Below are 18,420 nucleotides of genomic sequence, written 5' to 3' on the forward strand. Positions count from 1 at the left end.
TGTGTTCCATAAATCAACAGGAATAAATTAATAAAAATTAGTGTAATTCATATTCTCTTTTAATAGTACTTTTGCATAAAAATCACGCATAATGAAAGTTGCAACAGATATAAATGACCCAATTGAAAACCACGATTTAGCCAAAAAAACGGTCTATTCCATACTTTTTTCCATTGCTTTTGCTCATTTATTAAACGATTTGTTACAGGCAGTCATTCCGGCAGCCTATCCGATTTTAAAAGAAAATTTTAATTTGTCTTTTACGCAAATCGGATTAATCACTTTCTCCTATCAAATGGCCGCTTCCATATTGCAGCCTATCGTGGGATTGTATACGGATAAAAGGCCAAAACCATATTCCCAGATTTTCGGAATGTTATTTACCATGTCAGGAATTGTGATTTTATCTTACGCTTCCAGTTTTTCTATGATTATCATTTCGGTAATTTTCGTCGGAATAGGTTCTTCCATTTTCCATCCCGAAGCTTCCCGGATTTCATTCTTGGCATCAGGCGGAAAACGTGGCTTGGCACAGTCTATTTTTCAATTGGGAGGCAATGCCGGAACCGCTTTGGGACCCTTATTAGTAGCCTTAATTGTAGTTCCAAACACACAATATTACATTATTTGGTTTGTCGCAGTCGCCATTATCGGATTGATTGTTTTGAGTCGAATAGCGCTTTGGTATCAAAATCATTTAAGTCTTAGGTCTACCAAAAAAACAGTTATAAATTTGCCTGATTTATCACAAAAACAAATCATTGTTTCAGTAATAATTTTAATGGTTTTGATATTTTCGAAATTCTTTTATATGGCGAGCATGTCCAGTTATTTTACGTTTTATCTAATGGAGAAATTTGCACTGTCTGTTCAGGAAGCCCAGTTTCATCTGGTTTTATTTCTGGCTTCATGTGCCATCGGAACGTTAATCGGTGGTCCTTTAGGCGATAAATTTGGCAGAAAATATGTCATCTGGTTTTCCGTTTTAGGCGCCGCACCATTTACCTTATTATTGCCTTACGCCGATTTGTTTTGGACCGGGGTTTTATCCGTCATCATAGGGACCATAATGTCATCAGCTTTCCCGGCTATCTTGGTATTCGCACAAGAATTACTGCCCAAAAAACTCGGAATGGTTTCCGGACTTTTCTATGGATTTGCCTTTGGAATGGGCGGCTTAGGCTCCGCTTTATTGGGGAATTTAGCCGATCATACCAGCATAACTTACGTGTATTATTTATGTGCTTATTTACCGTTGATAGGAATTGTCGCCTTCTTTTTACCCAATTTAAAAAAGAAATAATTTTTTCAGGAGCTGTTTCCCGCTATCCGTTGCAAATGAAATTCACTGAACTCAAATGAAAAATAAAAGTATAGTGAAGTAATCTTTTCTTTTTTAAAGAAAAAAAGAAAAGGATTTCCACTTCTATCATGGCTAGGGCATTCCGGTAAATAATAAATTTTCGGTTTCTAAAATCATAAATTACAATAGAAATATACTTCTACTATTTCATTTCCATAAAATATTTATTTCAATTTTAACTTTAGTTTTAATATTTTATTACGGTTAATTCAATACCTTAGAGTGTTAATAATCAATAAAATAATATTACCATGGCAACATTACGATTAGGAGATATAGCTCCGGATTTTGAAGCAGAAACTACACAAGGTAGAATAAAATTTCACGATTGGTTAGGCAATTCTTGGGGCGTATTATTTTCGCATCCCGCCGATTTCACACCGGTTTGCACCACCGAATTAGGAACTGTTGCCAATTATTTCAAAGAATTTGAAAAAAGAAACACCAAAGTCATTGCGCTGAGCGTTGACGGATTGGATTCCCATTTTAAATGGATTAAAGACATCAACGAAACCCAAAATACAACAGTCAATTTCCCGATTATCGCTGATGAAAACAAAAGAATTGCCGAGTTGTATGATATGATTCATCCCAAAGCAAATGAAAATTTTACGGTTCGTTCTGTTTTTGTGATTGCTCCTGACAAAAAAATAAAACTAATGATGACGTATCCTGCCTCAACCGGACGGAATTTCGACGAATTGTTGCGCGTTATCGATAGTTTACAATTGTCAGCAGAATATAAGGTTGCCACTCCGGCAAACTGGAAAGAAGGCGAAGATGTTGTTATCGGACTATCGGTAAAAGACGAGGATATTCCTTTGAAATTCCCAAAAGGATCCCGAAGAATAAAACCTTATTTAAGAATGACACCGCAACCAAATAAATAGTATTTTTGAGGAATATTTGTATCGAATCGGTACTTTATTCTTGAATTTACTTTTATGAAATATACTATATTAAATAGCGAAATGATTGCCCAACTTGAAAGAATTGTAGGGCAGTCATTTCTTTTTTTAGATCAGGAAACCCGCAATCATTACGGTCACGACGAAACCGAAGATTATGTTTTTCCGCCCGCCGTCGTTTTGAAACCGGGAACTCCAGAAGAAATTTCGGCTATTTTGAAAGTAGCCAATCATTATAAAATTCCAGTTACTGCGATTGGCGGACGAACCGGTCTGAGCGGAGGCGCTTTGTCCGTCCATCAAGGCATCGGACTTTCGATGGAACGGTTCGATAAAATCCTTCATGTTGATGAGCAAAATCTACAGGTAACAGTTGAACCTGCCGTAATTACTCAGGTTTTACGAGAAATCGTATCCGAAAAAAATCTTTTTTATCCACCAGATCCAAGCAGCCAGGGCAGCTGCTGGATAGGAGGGAATGTAGCAGAAAATGCTGGTGGCGCTCGAGCTGTAAAATACGGTGTGACAAAAGATTATGTGTTGAATTTAGAAGTCGTTTTGGCCAATGGCGAAATCATTTGGACCGGAGCCAACACGCTCAAAAATTCTACAGGTTACAACCTGACACAACTCATGGTGGGTAGCGAAGGGACATTGGGTATTATCACCAAAATTGTCATGAAATTGTTGCCAAAAGTCACCAATAATATATTAATGTTGGTTCCGTTTTATTCCGCGAAAGAGGCCTGTGAAGCCGTTTCTGCTATTTTTAGAGCCGGTATTGTACCAAGTGCTTTGGAGTTTATGGAGCGCGATGCGATTGATTGGACTTTGAAATTTGTTGAGGGTATTAATGTTCAGATTAACGACGGAATTCAGGCCCATCTTCTGATAGAAGTTGATGGCAATTATCCCGATATTCTTTTTGCGGAAGCGGAGAAAATAATGGGTGTAGTAGAGCAATTTCAAATTGACGAGGTGCTGTTTGCCGATACCGAGGACCAAAAAAATGCCCTTTGGAAAATGCGAAGAGCCGTGGGTGAAGCCGTAAAATCAAACTCTATTTATAAAGAAGAAGATACCGTGGTACCAAGATATGAATTGCCCACATTGTTAGAAGGGATTAAAACGATTGGCGATAAATACGGTTTCAAATCGATTTGTTATGGTCACGCAGGCGATGGGAATCTGCATGTGAATATTGTAAAAGGCACTATGTCTGACTCCGACTGGAACACAGAAATTCCAAAAGGCATTCGGGAAATTTTTGAACTGACCGTTTCTTTAAAAGGAACTTTATCCGGAGAACACGGCATTGGTTTCGTCCAAAAAAATTATATGGATATTGCTTTCAATACAGCACAATTACAGTTGATGAAAGGAATAAAAACGGTTTTTGATCCCAATGGAATTTTAAATCCAGGCAAGATTTTTCCGGATAATTTGTAATTCTATTAATAAAAAGAAACTCCGAATCTATTTCGGAGTTTTTTGTTTTATAAAATATAGGTTGAACTTATTCTTGTTGTGATTTTGTAATAAAATCTTTAAGTATCTGATCCGGATTTTTAAAGGTTGGCGGTTGTTCGGTAATAGTTGCCAATCGTTTTTTATTCAGTTTCATTGTAATATCAGCTTCGGTGGTAAACAATAAACCCCACATAAATGGATTATTGATGTACGGCACCAACTCGGTTTCCAGATCTTCCAGTTCAATAATTTTTTCAATTTCCTCTAAACCGTCTTTATAAATTTTAAAAGTAAGAGATAATTTTAAGATATCATCTACCACAATTGTTCTCACATAAATATTTTGTAATTCAGGCTGACCAATAGTTTTGGTTAAGGTCAGTTTTGCAAAAGTACCCTCATGGATACTTGTTTTTACTTTATTGAAAAAATTAGAGTAAGTGGAACTGTTTGGCATTCGGTGTTTATAAAGTGAATAATTGTGTGATATTATTTTGCAAAATTAGCCTTTGCCTTTTAACATCAAGTATATTATGGAATATTTTTTAAATTTTTTTCAGAATCTTGCCTAAAAAGAAAACCCTTTCAAAGTTTTTAAACTCAGAAAGGGTTAGTTATTTAATCTCTTTTAGGTGTATTTTTCTTTTCTCTTTTTTCCTCTTTCTTTTCCTTTGCGGTTTTAAGAGGTTCTTTTTTTTCAGTCTTCTTTGCGTCTTGACTTTTTGCCATGATATTTGATTTTAAAGTTTTATTTTCAGTTCTTAATTTAGGTAAATGTAAAAATTATTTTCTTTAATAGGAAATAGATCTCTTTAATATGTATAAAATTTCCCTGTCATTTTTTATAAATGAGGTTTTTGTTTAATCCATAGCTTTTTCTTCATTTTTATTACCATCATTCTGCATAACTGAAAACACAAAATAAACAATAATGAAAAGGGTCACAATTCCTGTTAGCATAAACGTTACACTTGCTCCAAATTGATACCAAATCAGTCCGGCTAAGGAACTGGCCAACATGGTACAAATGCTTTGAAAACCCGAGTACATTCCGATTGCTGTTGCCGTGTCTTTTTTGTCAGTAATGTTGCTAATCCATGCTTTCGAAATCCCTTCGGTTGCAGCGGCATAAATTCCATAAAGTAAAAAGAGTCCGGCTATAACGTAACTGTTCGTGCTTAAACCCATTCCTAAATAAACTATTGCAAATAATGACAGTCCGTAAATAAACATTTTTTTTAATCCAATTTTGTCTGCAAGTATACCTATTGGAAATGCACATAAAGCATAGATCAAATTGTAAAAAATGTAAAGGCCAATAACCATAGTATCACTGAGCCCCGATTGTTTTGCTTTCAATAACAGAAAAATATCTGAACTATTAAATAGTGTAAAAGCCAATAATCCAATGACCACTTTACGATAAATTTCAGGACTGCTTTTCCAATAGTTTAAGGAAGAGAAAAAAGAGGTTGGTTTATTCTTTATCGGAATTATTTTATTTTTGTCCTTGAGCAAGAACGAAGCTAAAACTGCCAAAAGCCCCGGAATAAAAGCAACATAAAAAAGTGTTTCATAATCTTGCGGATGAAAGTATAGGTAAAGCAAAGCCAATGAGGGTCCCAAAACCGCACCTAAAGTATCCATGGAGCGATGGAAACCAAATATTTTTCCTTTTGTTTCCTGTGTGGCTTCGTCTGAAAGTATCGCATCTCTGGCGCCCGTTCGTATTCCTTTTCCAAAACGATCCACCGTTCGTGCAAAGAAAACCCAAATCGGGTAAATGAAAAATGCCATCATGGGTTTAGAGATCGCACTTAAAGTATAACCAATTTTTACAAAAGGAACCCGTTTACCTGAATTGTCGGAAAGTTTGCCAAAATATCCTTTGCTAAGTCCTGCCGTAGCTTCTGCAACACCTTCAAGAATACCGATGAGCACAATAGAAAAACCAATCGTCTTCAAATAAATAGGCATGATTGGATAAAGCATTTCGCTTGCCATATCAGTAAACAAACTGACTATTGATAAAATCCAAACCGTGCGTGTGATGTATTTCAAATTGAAGTTTTTTGTTTAATGGAATATCATCTTTTACTAAAGTTTATTATTTAAATATAGCTTATTTTAAGCAATCTAACCTTCTGAACGGTAAAGCATTTTTGAGCGATCTATATCTATAATGCCATTATCAGGAATTTCCAGAAAATAGTCCAATTGCCATTTCTGGGTTTTCTGTGCTTGCTTACTTGTAGTTATATCCCACGGCGGATAAACCCGAATGGCACGTTTACCTTCTTTAGCATTATTTGATATTATACCCTGTTCGCAAAGAATGGATTTTGGAAAAATAAATTGTCCGAAAAAGTTGTCTTTTCGGGTGCTGATAATAAATAAATCTACCGAGTCTGAAACATCATAGGGTTGAATAGGGCCTTTTCCATTTCTCTTCCATAAAGTAACAAATTGTCCTGTCTTTGTTGGAGTGATTTTAGCAGTACGAAATTTAACAGATTGACCATTAAGACCGAATTCATATGCTCCGTATTCAGCGCTTTCGGCTTCCTTTAAGGGTTGTGTACAATCAAAATTGCATATATCATAAACAAGTTCCTTCGCAGCAATCAGGTCACTGTGAATTAGATTAATGCTATCCATGGTGTATTCATTTGAAAGTGGTTGTAATTTGGAATATTTAATTGAATCAAATATAAAAAAATCCCCAACTACTTTCGTTATTTAGGATTTTTGATTCTTATTTTTTAAATCGGATATCGAATTTACGTAAAACGGAATTCAACCAGCCTGTAGTCTCAGGGGCATGAGTTCCAACGCGTCCCATTGTATCATAAAAATAGATTTTTCCATTTGCATCATACAAATAAACTGCCGAAAATGTTCCCTCTGCAAAGTATCCAAAATATAAGAATTGCTCATCCTTACTTTCAATTTTTTCTAAAAGTTCATTCTCATTAACAATCTTGAATTTGCCAGTAAAATTCTCTTTTATTTTATCTTCGCTAAATTTAGCTTTTTCTTTTTCATTAGCCAAAGCTGGTATGTCTCCTTCCCAAAGCAGTAGTGTTTTATTAGCTATAGATTCTTCGGTATTGTAGATTTTTTCAGAGTCCTTACCATTTACTTTTAGTTTTTTTAAATTTTCATTTAAAATCAATTCAGCTGTATTGTTTAATAATTTGATGTATGGAATTATTTTTGGTGAACTTAAACCTTTTTGATCCATACCAGCATAACAAATAACCATCCAATTTGCAATGGTATTAAATTTTCTTCCCACACCTCCCATTTGAATTGAAATTACTGTTGATCCATAATTAGATACATAAGTTTGAGTAAAATCCGGTGAAGTATTAGGTGTAAAAGTGTTATTTGCAACCATCTTGTATGGAGCTCGATCAGTCGTATGACTTTTGTGGGTATAAAAATCCAAAGATGCACCTACATACTGGACGTTGTGATTAAAAGTAGACACTAGTAGGAATGAATTTGCATCACTGGATTTATATTGGTCTAAATCTTTATAACTAATAAATTCGTAAGGTGTAATTTTCCAATTTTCTTCTACAGCCTTTTTAATATACTTATTAAAAGGTTCGTTATCTTCTGTTAAAACAACATAGGTTTTAGTTTTTTTTAATTTTTGAATTCCCTCAATACCATACGAGCTAAATTGAGCGTTTACAGTTAAAAAGTTTAGTATTAAGAATAGAATAATTGATATTTTTTTTTTCATTTTAAATTTAGTGATACTTTGTTTGTAAATAAAAAAAATTCTCCAGTTAATCAAACTGGAGAATTTTTAAATTAAGTTGAATTTATAAAACAACGTTCTGATTTTTATTCATTCACGATAACCCATTCTCCTGAAGCCAATAGACTTTCAGCTTTTTTGAATTTCATGGTTTCGGTTTTGCCGGTAGCAACCTGTTTAATCGTAACATTGTCATTACGGTTAATCTTTGGCATGTCTCTCACGATAGTTTCCGTAATCTGACGTGGTTGCGTTTGTCCCGCTTCACGGTTTTGTTCTGCTAATTCATCAGAATTTAAAACTTCGTCTTTAGATATTTTATAATCTTCTTTTTGACGAATTTCTTTTGCTTCCTGAATCGTTGGTGCATTTTGTTGTGGTAAATCCCCTTTGAATAAGAATGAAATCACTTCTTTGTTTACACCATTTAACATGCCGCTAAACAACTTGAATGCTTCAAATTTATAGATAAGCAAAGGATCTTTTTGTTCGTGAACGGCCAATTGAACTGATTGTTTCAATTCGTCCATTTTACGTAAGTGTTTTTTCCAAGCTTCATCAACAATAGCTAAAGTGATGTTTTTCTCGAAATCGGCGATTAGTTGTTTTCCTTCGGTTTCGTATGCTTTTTTCAGATCAGTAACCACGTTCAATGATTTTACACCATCGGTAAATGGAACTACAATACGTTCAAACTGATTGTTTTTATCTTCATAAACATTTTTGATGATAGGCAAAGCTTCTCTGGCACTACGGTCTGTTTTCTCAGCGTAATATTGAGATGCTGCTTTATAAACCTTACCGGTCAATTCTATTTCTGTCAATTTACCGAAATCACTTTCCGTAACCGGAGACGTGATAGAGAAATAACGAATCAATTCGAATTCAAAGTTTTTGAAATCATTTGCCATTTTATTGTCACCCACGATTAGTTCGCAAGTGTCATACATCATATTGGCAATATCCAGTTTTAGACGTTCTCCGTGCAAAGCATGACGACGACGTTTGTAAACCACTTCACGTTGCGCATTCATGACGTCATCATATTCTAATAAACGTTTACGAACACCATAATTGTTTTCTTCTACTTTTTTCTGAGCACGTTCGATAGATTTGGTCATCATAGAATGCTGAATTACTTCACCTTCTTTCAATCCCATTCGGTCCATTACTTTTGATACCCTTTCAGAACCAAACAAACGCATTAAGTTATCTTCCAAAGAAACGTAGAATTGAGAACTTCCCGGATCTCCCTGACGACCGGCACGACCACGTAACTGACGGTCAACACGACGTGAATCGTGACGTTCGGTACCGATAATGGCCAAACCACCGGCTGCTTTTACTTCAGCAGATAATTTAATATCCGTTCCACGACCAGCCATGTTGGTTGCGATAGTTACCACTCCCGCTTTTCCTGCTTCTTCAACGATTTGCGCTTCTTGTTTGTGCATTTTTGCATTCAATACGTTGTGGGCTACACCGCGCATTTTCAACATTCGACTTAATAATTCAGAAATCTCAACAGATGTGGTACCAATTAAAACTGGTCTTCCTGCTTGTGATAATTCCGTTACGTCTTCAATAACGGCGTTGAATTTTTCACGAGTCGTTTTATAAATTAAATCTTCTTTGTCTTTTCTCAACATTGGTTTGTTGGTAGGGATTTCTACTACATCCAATTTGTAAATTTGCCAAAGTTCACCCGCTTCTGTAACTGCTGTTCCAGTCATACCGCCTAATTTGCTGTACATTCTGAAATAATTCTGCAAGGTTACGGTAGCAAAAGTTTGCGTAGCGGCTTCGATTTTTACATTTTCTTTTGCTTCAATCGCCTGGTGTAAACCATCTGAATAACGACGACCATCCATAATACGACCGGTTTGCTCATCAACAATCATGATTTTGTTGTCCATGATCACATACTCGACATCTTTTTCGAATAAGCTGTATGCTTTTAGCAATTGCGTTAAGGTGTGGATCCTTTCACTTTTGATGCTGAAATCCTGAAATAATTTTTCTTTTTCTTCCGCTTCCGCGTCTTTGTCTAATTTTTTCTTTTCGATGGCAGCAATTTCAGTTCCAATATCCGGAAGAACGAAGAAATTGTTGTCGGTTGTATCCTGAGAAAGGAATTGGATTCCGTTATCCGTTAATTCTACCTGATTGTTTTTTTCTTCAATTACAAAATACAAGGCTTCATCGGCAATATGCATATCGCGTTTGTTGTCCTGCAAATATTGATTTTCGGTTTTTTGAAGCAATTGTCTGATGCCTTCTTCACTCAAAAATTTGATTAAAGCTTTATTTTTTGGTAAACTTCTGTAGGCTCTCAATAAATTGAAACCACCTTCTTTAGTATTTCCTTCTTTGATTAATCTTTTAGCTTCCGATAAAAATCCATTGGCTAATTGTCTTTGTAAAGCAACTAAATTTTCGATTTTCGGCTTCAATTCGTTGAATTCGTGACGATCCCCTTGTGGAACCGGACCAGAAATAATCAATGGCGTTCTGGCATCATCAATCAAAACGGAATCGACCTCATCGACAATAGCATAATTGTGTTTTCTTTGAACCAAATCCGATGGTGCATGGGCCATGTTGTCTCTCAAATAATCAAAACCAAATTCGTTATTTGTTCCGTAAGTGATATCAGCTTCGTAGGCTTTTCTTCTTTCGTCAGAATTCGGTTGGTGGTTGTCGATACAATCTACGGTCAAACCATGGAATTCGAATAAAGGCGCTTTCCAGGTACTATCCCTTTTTGCCAAATAGTCATTCACGGTTACTAAATGCACGCCGTTTCCGGTTAAAGCATTTAAATAAAGAGGCAAAGTAGCTACTAATGTTTTTCCTTCCCCCGTTTGCATTTCGGCAATTTTTCCGTTGTGAAGTACCATACCACCAATCAGCTGAACATCGTAATGTACCATGTCCCAAGTGATTTCTTTTCCGGCAGCACTCCAGGAATTGGCCCAAACTGCATGGTCGCCATCAAGTGTGATGTAGCTTTTTGAAGCAGAAAGTTCGCGGTCCTTTGCAGTCGCTGTAACTTTAATTGAAGTATTGTCTTTGAATCTTTTCGCTGTTTCTTTCACCACCGCAAAAGCTTCAGGAAGAAGATCACTTAATGTCTTTTCAGAAATTTCATAAGCTTCTTTTTCCAGCGCGTCAATAGCAGTGTAGATGTCTTCTCTTTTATCGATGTCCTCAATGCTTTCCACTTCGAGTTGCAATGCGGCAATTTTCGCATCTTTATCAGCGCGGGCTTCTTTTATTTTCTCTTTGAAATAAGTGGTTTTTGCTCTCAATTCGTCGTGAGACAATGATTCCAAGGCACTCTCAAAGGCTCTGATTTTAGTGATATTTCCTTGTAAAGCTTTAACATCTTTTTGAGACTTGTCTCCAACGAAAACTTTAAGGATGCTGTTTATGAAACTCATAATATATTTTTCTATTTCTATTTATAATAATCTAAGCAAATTTAACCAAAAAAAAAGCCTCTGATGAGACTTTTTCATTGGTTTTATTTTTTAATATTCATCCTCGTTCCAAAGATAATCTTCGTCCGTAGGATAATCTGGCCAAATCTCTTCCATCGATTCATATATCTCTCCTTCGTCCTCTATAGATTGTAGGTTTTCTACCACTTCTAGCGGAGCACCAGCTCTAATAGCGTAGTCGATAAGTTCATCTTTGGTCGCAGGCCACGGTGCATCACTTAAATAAGATGCTAATTCTAATGTCCAATACATTTGATATCGATTTTAGTTTATGCAAAAATAAATTTTTTACTGAAAAAGTCAAGTAAAAAATGATTTATTTTAAAAAAAGTTAAGAACGTAAGTTTTTGTTTAAGGTTTAAAGTTTGAAGTTTAAGGGTTTAACCAAAAAATGAGACTAAAAATGGCCTTCTGTTAACTGAATACTGAGCTGAAATTACTGCTTCTCAGGTATCCATTTTACTTCTTCGGCGTTCAGGTCATGCGACAACTTTCGTGCCAAGACAAAAAGGTAGTCAGAAAGTCGGTTGAGGTACTTAATGACGAACACATCTGTAGGTTCCATGTCATTTAAATGTACCGCCAAACGTTCTGCACGACGGCAAACGCAACGGGCGATATGACAATATGACACGGTAGTATGACCGCCCGGAAGCACAAAATGAGTCATTGGCGGTAAGGAATTTTCCATGTCATCGATTTCATTTTCAAGCAATTGAATGTCGCCTTCGATTATTTTCGGGATGTTTAGTCTTGGTTTTCCGTTTTTTAGTATTTCTTTTTCTGGCGGAGTGGCCAAAATTGCGCCAACGGTAAACAGTCGGTCTTGCACCTGAATGAGAATTTCCTTGTAATGGACATTCATTTCCTGATCGCGGATTAAACCAATGTGCGAATTAAGTTCGTCTACGGTTCCGTAACTTTCGATGCGAATGTGGTGTTTTGGAACGCGTGTGCCGCCAAAAAGAGCAGTGGTTCCGGTATCTCCAGTTTTAGTATATACTTTCATTTCTAATTTATTTGGGTATTCGTTTATTTGGTTATTCATTGAATTGAACACCAAAAAACATGTTTATTTTATTAATTCTAACATCGATTCGACAAATCTTTGAGGCGAACCTTCGCTTAAATCGAAATATAAATCGGGTTCGATGCATTCGATTTCCATTAAATACAATTCATTTTCGATGACAATTCCGTCAACTCTGGCATATAATAGTTCCTCCTTGAATGTATTTACTATTTTTTGCGCTTTTTCTGTTAATTCTAAACTAGGTTCTATTAAGGTATATTTTCCTCCAAATTGTACTTGTACTCGAAAATCACCATCCATTGGTTTCTTATTGATACAATGGGAGAATTTTTTATTGAAAAAGATGAAAGAAGTTTCGCCTAATGTTTGAATTTCAGGCATGAATTCCTGTACTAATAACTCCTTTTCGGAAGCAATCGTTTTATATTCCTGATTGATTTTTTCAATATCAGAAACCTCGAAAACAGCCGTTTGATATGAACCTCCTGAAAATGCAGGTTTGATAACCGCTTTTTTCCAATGAGAAGGAATGAGTTCCGAAAGATTAAGATTCAGTCTTTTATCAATAAAAACAGTCGGAATAATTTGTATTCCGTTTTGCTGCATTTCACGCAAGTAGAATTTGTGCTTGTTTTTTTTGATGACTTGAATTAGATTTAGGGTTTTAATGCCTAATTGTTCCATTTGGTCAAGCCAAAGATTGAATTCGGATTCTTTTTCGAAATAATCCCAGGTATTGCGGAAAACTAAATAATCAAACTCGTTCCAATTAATCCTTTTATCATCCCATATCACTGCTTTTGCAGTGATATTGTGTTTGGCTAATTCCGGAATTAAAAGTTGGTCTGCGGGAGTTAATTCAGGCAGTTTTTCGCAAGTCAGTAAAGCTAAATTCATTTTGTTTGAATTACAAAGAAACGAGTTCATTTTCAACAACGTTTTTGGTGTCACTTTCAATCAAACCATCACGTAAACGGATAATTCTATGAGCATGTTTCGCAATTTCTTCTTCGTGGGTAACTACAATAACCGTGTTGCCATTGGTATGAATTTCGTTAAATAAATTCATGATTTCTACAGAGGTTTTACTGTCTAAATTTCCTGTAGGTTCATCGGCTAAAATGATGGATGGGCTGTTTACCAAGGCCCTTGCAACAGCCACACGTTGTCTTTGTCCGCCGGAAAGTTGGTTGGGCTGATGATCCATACGGTCAGCCAGGCCAACTTGGGTCAGAACTTGTTCGGCTCTCGTTTTTCGTTCGGATTTTGAATATCCGGCATAAATCATGGGAAGCGCCACATTATCCAGAGCGGTAGTTCTGGGTAAAAGATTGAAAGTCTGGAAAACAAAACCTATTTCTTTATTACGGATTTCGGCCAGTTCGTCATCTTTCATCTGACTGACATCTTTTCCATTTAATATATAGGTTCCGGAAGTTGGCGTGTCTAAACAACCCAAAAGGTTCATTAAAGTTGATTTTCCGGAACCGGAAGGCCCCATTAAGGCAACATATTCTCCTTTATTTATTTCTAAATCAATGCCTTTTAGGACATAAACGATTTCATTTCCGAGAATAAAATCTCTTTTTATATTGGTAATTTTTATAAGTGGTGTGGTCATTTTTTTTATTTGAGATAAAAGTAAGTGTTTTTTTTAAATTTTTATAAATAAAATTTCTAACGTAAGTGTTATATAATTCCTTTATTTTATTTTATTATTGTCACATTTTTTGATAATTTTCACTTAAATATTAAATTATTATTAATTTTTTAGGTTAAATGTTGTTTACAAAACAAAATTAACTACTTTTACTTGAATAATATTTAAAAACCCAGAATTATGAAAAAAAGAAATTTGTTTTTAGGACTAGCGGTAATCGCTGTAGGATTTACATCTTGTAAAGATGAAAAAGAAACACAAGCAGAAAAATCAGTAGATACATATGTAGTATATGTAGACTCTTTAGGAAATGTTGCTGATGCAGACGCTAAAGCAAACTGGGAAGCAATTGATGCTTCATACCAATTGAGAGTTAGCGAAGCAGAAGCTGCTTTAGAAAATTTAAAAGATAGAGAAAAAGCGCAAGAAAGAATAAATGCAAGTAGAGCCAAATATGAAGCGTTAAAAGCTAAAATGGAAGCTGACATGCAAGCTGCTGCTCCTGCTGCTCCAGCAAACCCTAAGCAACAATTGAGAAACGCTTTGTTTGGTGAAGGAAAAATTGGTGACGACATGAATTTTGACTGGGTAAATAAAGACAACATCCATAGTGTTTACCAACAATTCATCCATACTGCTGAAAATAATAAAGACAGCTATACTCGTGAGGATTGGGATGAAGTAAAATTAATGTATGAAGCATTAGACAGCAGAAAAAATACTGTAGAAAAAGAAGGACTTTCTTCTGATGACAACAGAAAAATCGCTGCTTTAAAATTCAAATTTGGGCCAATGTTAAAAGCTAACAGAATGGGTGCTAAAACTGAAGAAATGAAAGAAGCTAAAGAATAAATAATTGTTAATTCAAAGTGAGAAATGACAGTCAGTAATGGCTGTCATTTTTTTATGTCCTAATTATAAAATGCTCTTTTTTCTGTTCGTATCTGAAAAACACCAATCCCCATTGAAAAGTATCGATGGTAACGGTAACTTTTGGATGCTTTTTTATTAATTTCCAAGCGTCCTCCATTTCGGATGACCAATGAATATCATCGAATATCCAAACTGTTTCGTTGGTTATCGTTGGAAGTAATGATTCGAAATAATCGAGTGTCGCTTGTTTTTGATGATTGCCATCGAAGTAAATGAGTTTAAAGTTTGAAGTTTGAAGATTATTCAAATAATTATTGAATTCTGTCACTTCTAAATTTATATTGGTTAAACCAAATGATATGAATTGCTTTTGAGCAATTTTTGCCGTTTCCGGACAACCTTCCAGCGTCGTAATTTTAGCTTTTGTCCCGACACTTCGGGATCCCAATGATAGGGCAGAAGTCGCCAATCCTAAAGAAGTCCCAATCTCTAAAAGACTTTCCGACTGAAAATAATTTGTGATTCTGAATAATAATTCCGCACGTTTCGGAGAAATACCAGCGGTTTTAGCGATCTTAGAAATTTCTCGGGTATTGGATTTAAAAACTTTCGAACCCGCACCAAAATCAGTGACTTCAATTGTTTCTTTGTTTTGTAAAAGCGAGTTTCTGTACTTTTTTAAAATAGCATATTCCGGTTTTAATTTTTTGTCATAAAAACATTTCGTCAACAAACTAAATACAAACGGCGAATGTACCGCATGCTCATTTTTAGAGTGCCAAAGAAATTGCAGGTAAGATTTTATTTGGAATAACATAAAATTCAAATAGGGTTTGTCAAATGACTGCGAATATACAAAGATAATATTGAGAAGTAAATAGCGAGAATTCGGGTATTGTACTTCTCATAATTTTACGATTCACATTTCACTTTTAACTTTAAAACTTTAAAGACTATATTTGCGGCCTTGGAATTTATACCAGAAACAATACCCGTTTTTTATGATGATGAAGGAAGAAATAGAACTTAATATTGCAATAACTTCGGAAGAAATTGATAGATGCATCGCTATTTTAGCACAATTGAATACCGATACAGACCAAATATTTGATATCCCAAAAGACCAACGAACGGCCTTAATCAAAGCGGCAGGAATGTTTTCCCGACCCGACCGTGACGAGCTTTTCCGTAGAAAAAAAGACGGAAAAGTAGCTGCCAAACGCAAAATGGAAAAACGGGACAGAACCGCCCGAAAGGAAACCGGAATCCGTTATGCCCGTGAAGCGAGTGTTTTTATGGCACCCAAATTATTAGCTTTTAATGATCTCGCTATTAAAGAACAATTAGAACTGGAAACTCCCAGAAATTGTTACGTTTGTAAAACAGAGTTTACCAAAATGCATCATTTTTACGATACAATGTGTACGGATTGTGGCGATTTTAATTATGCCAAACGTTTTCAAACCGCAGATGTAAAAGGACAAGTGGCCGTTATTACTGGTTCTCGCCTAAAAATTGGTTATCACATCACTTTAATGCTTTTGCGCGGAGGCGCTACAGTTATTGCAACGACTCGTTTTCCGGTGGATTCGGCCTTGCGTTTTTCTAAGGAAGAGGATTTCATGGAATGGGGGCATCGCCTAAAAATTCACGGATTGGATTTACGACATATTCCCAGTGTGGAGATTTTTTGCAATTTTATCGAGCAAAAATACGAACGTTTGGATATTCTGATTAATAATGCGGCACAAACCGTAAGACGTCCTGCGGGTTTTTATACCCATTTAATGGAAAATGAAGAGCGTCCGATAGCTTCTTTACCCAAACAAGCACAAGATTTATTACTGGATCATACCAATTGTCTGGATGAATTAAAAGAATTGACCGCCGGAGCTTCCTCCAATCAAAATATGCCGGTAACCTGGCACGGTCCTGAACCTGGAATAGGTTTAAGAGCTTCTGCCAAATTATCCCAAATTCCGTATTCGTTTGATAATGCACTGGTGGCGAATGAAGTTTTCCCGGAAGGGGAACTCGATGCCGATTTACAACAAGTAGATTTGCGAAAAACCAACAGCTGGCGTTTGCGATTAGGACAAATTGAAACAACCGAAATGATTGAAGTGCAGCTCGTGAATTCGGTGGCGCCTTTTGTATTGTGTAATCGACTTTCGGAAGTCATGAAGAAAGACAACACCGGACAAAAACACATCATTAATGTTTCGGCTATGGAAGGGAAGTTTCACCGTTTTTTTAAGGAAGACCGCCATCCGCATACCAATATGGCCAAAGCCGCTTTGAATATGCTGACGCACACTTCCTCAGGAACTTTGGCAAAGGACGGTATTTTTATGAATGCGGTAGATACGGGTTGGGTAACTGATGAAGATCCGGCAGAATTAGCCAAAAGAAAACAAGAAGAGGAAGATTTTCAACCGCCATTAGACATTGTGGATGGTGCTGCAAGGGTTATGGATCCGTTGTTTGACGGAATCAATACGGGAAAACATTGGTGCGGGAAGTTTTTAAAAGATTACAATCCGATTCCTTGGTAAAACCTGTAATTTATAAAAATAAAAAACCACAACAGAATTATATTTTGTTGTGGTTTTTTTGTTTTAGGTCATATCGTTTCGGACAAGAGCAGTGAGTTCACAAAGACAGTAAAAATCAATGTAGACATTCATCCGAAATTGTGGATATCTATTTTAGGAATGGTGGATTTATTTTTCTTTTAAATCTATCTTTGACTTCCTTAAAAAAAATAAAGATGAGCACAACTTGGTACGAATGCAAAGTAAAATATAGAAAAACAAATGATACTGGAGTACAAAAGATTACAACAGAACCTTATTTGGTAGATGCTTTATCCTATACGGAAGCAGAAACCAGAATTAATGAAGAGATGTCTGCCTATATCAGTGAAGAATTTAAAATCACGAATATAAAAGTGGCCAATTATGCAGAGATTCATCCCTTCGAAAATGCGGATCGTTGGTTTAAATCAAAAGTTTCTTTATTGGCTTATGACGAAGAAAGCGGCAAAGAACGAAAGTCGAATATGTATTTATTAGTGCAGGCCAACGATGTAAAAGAAGCTTTTGATAACACGACCAGTGTAATGAAAGGTACCATGGGTGACTATACCATACCCGCTATTTCGGAATCTCCGATTATGGATGTTTTCCCTTATTTCAGTGGCGAAGAAGGAGAACTGGAACAATTAGAAAAATTTAATGCGCTCAAAGGTTCTAAACCTGAAACAAGTGAAGGAGCAGAAATAGTAGATCATATGGAATTTGATACTGCTATTGTAGGGTAACTTTAAGTATTTAATTTCCATTGTTTGCAATTAATTTTTAATTTAAATTATTCATAAAAAATGGAAATTACCGCACTTTTTTAGCCAGCCTATTTTCCATAGCGATAATAATAAGAAATCCTACAATATAAGTTAGGAAATCAATCCAGGAGAACGAATTCCCGAGGACCACATTGGCCAATTTTGATTTTTCCAAGCCGATTTTTGCAACGATATTAAATCCCTGCAGTATTTCAATAAGAAAGGCCACAGACAAAACAAATAATGCCACGGGAAGAACTGGCAGATTCGCAAAAGATTTACAAAAGCAATACATTAAAATGACAACCAATACATCGCCAATATAAGGTCTTATAAAAGCATCATGAACAAAAAGTGCAATTAGCACTTCCGTGAAAAACAGTAAGATTGTCAGACCAAAATAGTTAATGTTGAATTGGAGCATGATGTTTTAAAAGTTGTGTTTTTATTGTTATTTTGAACAAGACTATTGAAATTATTTAATAATTACTGTTG

General features: G+C 35.7%; 17 protein-coding genes. 6 read left to right on the forward strand and 11 right to left on the reverse strand.

What is annotated here, in order from left to right; all coding sequences use genetic code 11:
- The first annotated feature begins 91 nt into the window (after window positions 1-91).
- The 3 genes from VI621_RS06710 (at window position 92) to VI621_RS06720 (ending at window position 3,720) form a co-directional block, all read left to right on the forward strand.
- Window positions 92-1,303: an MFS transporter gene (locus tag VI621_RS06710; protein WP_324217614.1), complete on the forward strand. Its 1,212-nt coding sequence runs from the start codon at window positions 92-94 to the stop codon at window positions 1,301-1,303.
- Between the two features lie 311 nt (window positions 1,304-1,614).
- Entirely contained in the window at window positions 1,615-2,253 is a 639-nt protein-coding gene (locus VI621_RS06715; protein WP_324217615.1) for a peroxiredoxin, read from the forward strand.
- Between the two features lie 54 nt (window positions 2,254-2,307).
- The gene (locus VI621_RS06720) at window positions 2,308-3,720 is read left to right on the forward strand and encodes an FAD-binding oxidoreductase (RefSeq protein WP_324217616.1); all 1,413 of its coding nucleotides are present in this window, start codon (window positions 2,308-2,310) and stop codon (window positions 3,718-3,720) included.
- A gap of 67 nt (window positions 3,721-3,787) precedes the next feature.
- On the opposite strand, the gene VI621_RS06725 is transcribed toward VI621_RS06720, so the two are convergent.
- The 9 genes from VI621_RS06725 to VI621_RS06765 all read right to left on the reverse strand — a co-directional run bounded on the left by VI621_RS06725 (window position 3,788) and on the right by VI621_RS06765 (window position 13,670).
- On the reverse strand, window positions 3,788-4,198 hold the full coding sequence (locus VI621_RS06725) for a hypothetical protein (protein WP_324217617.1): 411 nt from the start codon (window positions 4,196-4,198) through the stop codon (window positions 3,788-3,790).
- Window positions 4,199-4,602: 404 nt separating this feature from the next.
- Window positions 4,603-5,802, reverse strand: a complete 1,200-nt coding sequence (locus tag VI621_RS06730; RefSeq protein WP_324217618.1) for an MFS transporter — start codon at window positions 5,800-5,802, stop codon at window positions 4,603-4,605.
- A 75-nt stretch (window positions 5,803-5,877) separates the two neighbouring features.
- Complete coding sequence (locus VI621_RS06735) at window positions 5,878-6,399, reverse strand: MepB family protein (RefSeq protein WP_324217619.1); 522 nt, start codon at window positions 6,397-6,399, stop codon at window positions 5,878-5,880.
- Window positions 6,400-6,496: 97 nt separating this feature from the next.
- A complete protein-coding gene (locus VI621_RS06740) occupies window positions 6,497-7,495 on the reverse strand; it encodes a hypothetical protein (RefSeq protein WP_324217620.1) in 999 nt (332 codons plus the stop codon).
- A gap of 104 nt (window positions 7,496-7,599) precedes the next feature.
- Entirely contained in the window at window positions 7,600-10,956 is a 3,357-nt protein-coding gene (secA, locus tag VI621_RS06745) for a preprotein translocase subunit SecA (protein WP_324217621.1), read from the reverse strand.
- Between the two features lie 90 nt (window positions 10,957-11,046).
- Window positions 11,047-11,268, reverse strand: coding sequence for a DUF2795 domain-containing protein (locus VI621_RS06750; protein ID WP_022828503.1), 222 nt, complete (start codon window positions 11,266-11,268; stop codon window positions 11,047-11,049).
- A 184-nt stretch (window positions 11,269-11,452) separates the two neighbouring features.
- Entirely contained in the window at window positions 11,453-12,025 is a 573-nt protein-coding gene (locus VI621_RS06755) for a cob(I)yrinic acid a,c-diamide adenosyltransferase (protein ID WP_324217622.1), read from the reverse strand.
- Between the two features lie 63 nt (window positions 12,026-12,088).
- Complete coding sequence (locus VI621_RS06760; protein ID WP_324217623.1) at window positions 12,089-12,946, reverse strand: hypothetical protein; 858 nt, start codon at window positions 12,944-12,946, stop codon at window positions 12,089-12,091.
- A gap of 10 nt (window positions 12,947-12,956) precedes the next feature.
- Window positions 12,957-13,670, reverse strand: a complete 714-nt coding sequence (locus tag VI621_RS06765; protein WP_324217624.1) for an ABC transporter ATP-binding protein — start codon at window positions 13,668-13,670, stop codon at window positions 12,957-12,959.
- Window positions 13,671-13,889: 219 nt separating this feature from the next.
- Between VI621_RS06765 and VI621_RS06770 the strand changes: the two genes are divergently transcribed.
- Window positions 13,890-14,561: a hypothetical protein gene (locus tag VI621_RS06770; protein WP_324217625.1), complete on the forward strand. Its 672-nt coding sequence runs from the start codon at window positions 13,890-13,892 to the stop codon at window positions 14,559-14,561.
- Between the two features lie 52 nt (window positions 14,562-14,613).
- Here the strand turns inward: VI621_RS06770 and VI621_RS06775 are convergent, their stop codons facing one another.
- Complete coding sequence (locus tag VI621_RS06775) at window positions 14,614-15,399, reverse strand: class I SAM-dependent methyltransferase (protein WP_324217626.1); 786 nt, start codon at window positions 15,397-15,399, stop codon at window positions 14,614-14,616.
- Window positions 15,400-15,586: 187 nt separating this feature from the next.
- Between VI621_RS06775 and VI621_RS06780 the strand changes: the two genes are divergently transcribed.
- Both VI621_RS06780 and VI621_RS06785 read left to right on the forward strand, forming a co-directional pair.
- The gene (locus VI621_RS06780; protein WP_324217745.1) at window positions 15,587-17,137 is read left to right on the forward strand and encodes an SDR family oxidoreductase; all 1,551 of its coding nucleotides are present in this window, start codon (window positions 15,587-15,589) and stop codon (window positions 17,135-17,137) included.
- A gap of 215 nt (window positions 17,138-17,352) precedes the next feature.
- A complete protein-coding gene (locus VI621_RS06785; RefSeq protein WP_324217627.1) occupies window positions 17,353-17,904 on the forward strand; it encodes a DUF4494 domain-containing protein in 552 nt (183 codons plus the stop codon).
- A 67-nt stretch (window positions 17,905-17,971) separates the two neighbouring features.
- Here the strand turns inward: VI621_RS06785 and VI621_RS06790 are convergent, their stop codons facing one another.
- Window positions 17,972-18,349, reverse strand: a complete 378-nt coding sequence (locus VI621_RS06790) for a DUF2809 domain-containing protein (RefSeq protein WP_324217628.1) — start codon at window positions 18,347-18,349, stop codon at window positions 17,972-17,974.
- Between the last annotated feature and the right edge of the window lie 71 nt (window positions 18,350-18,420).

Source organism: Flavobacterium sp. (assembly GCF_035292545.1).
GTDB lineage: Bacteria > Bacteroidota > Bacteroidia > Flavobacteriales > Flavobacteriaceae > Flavobacterium.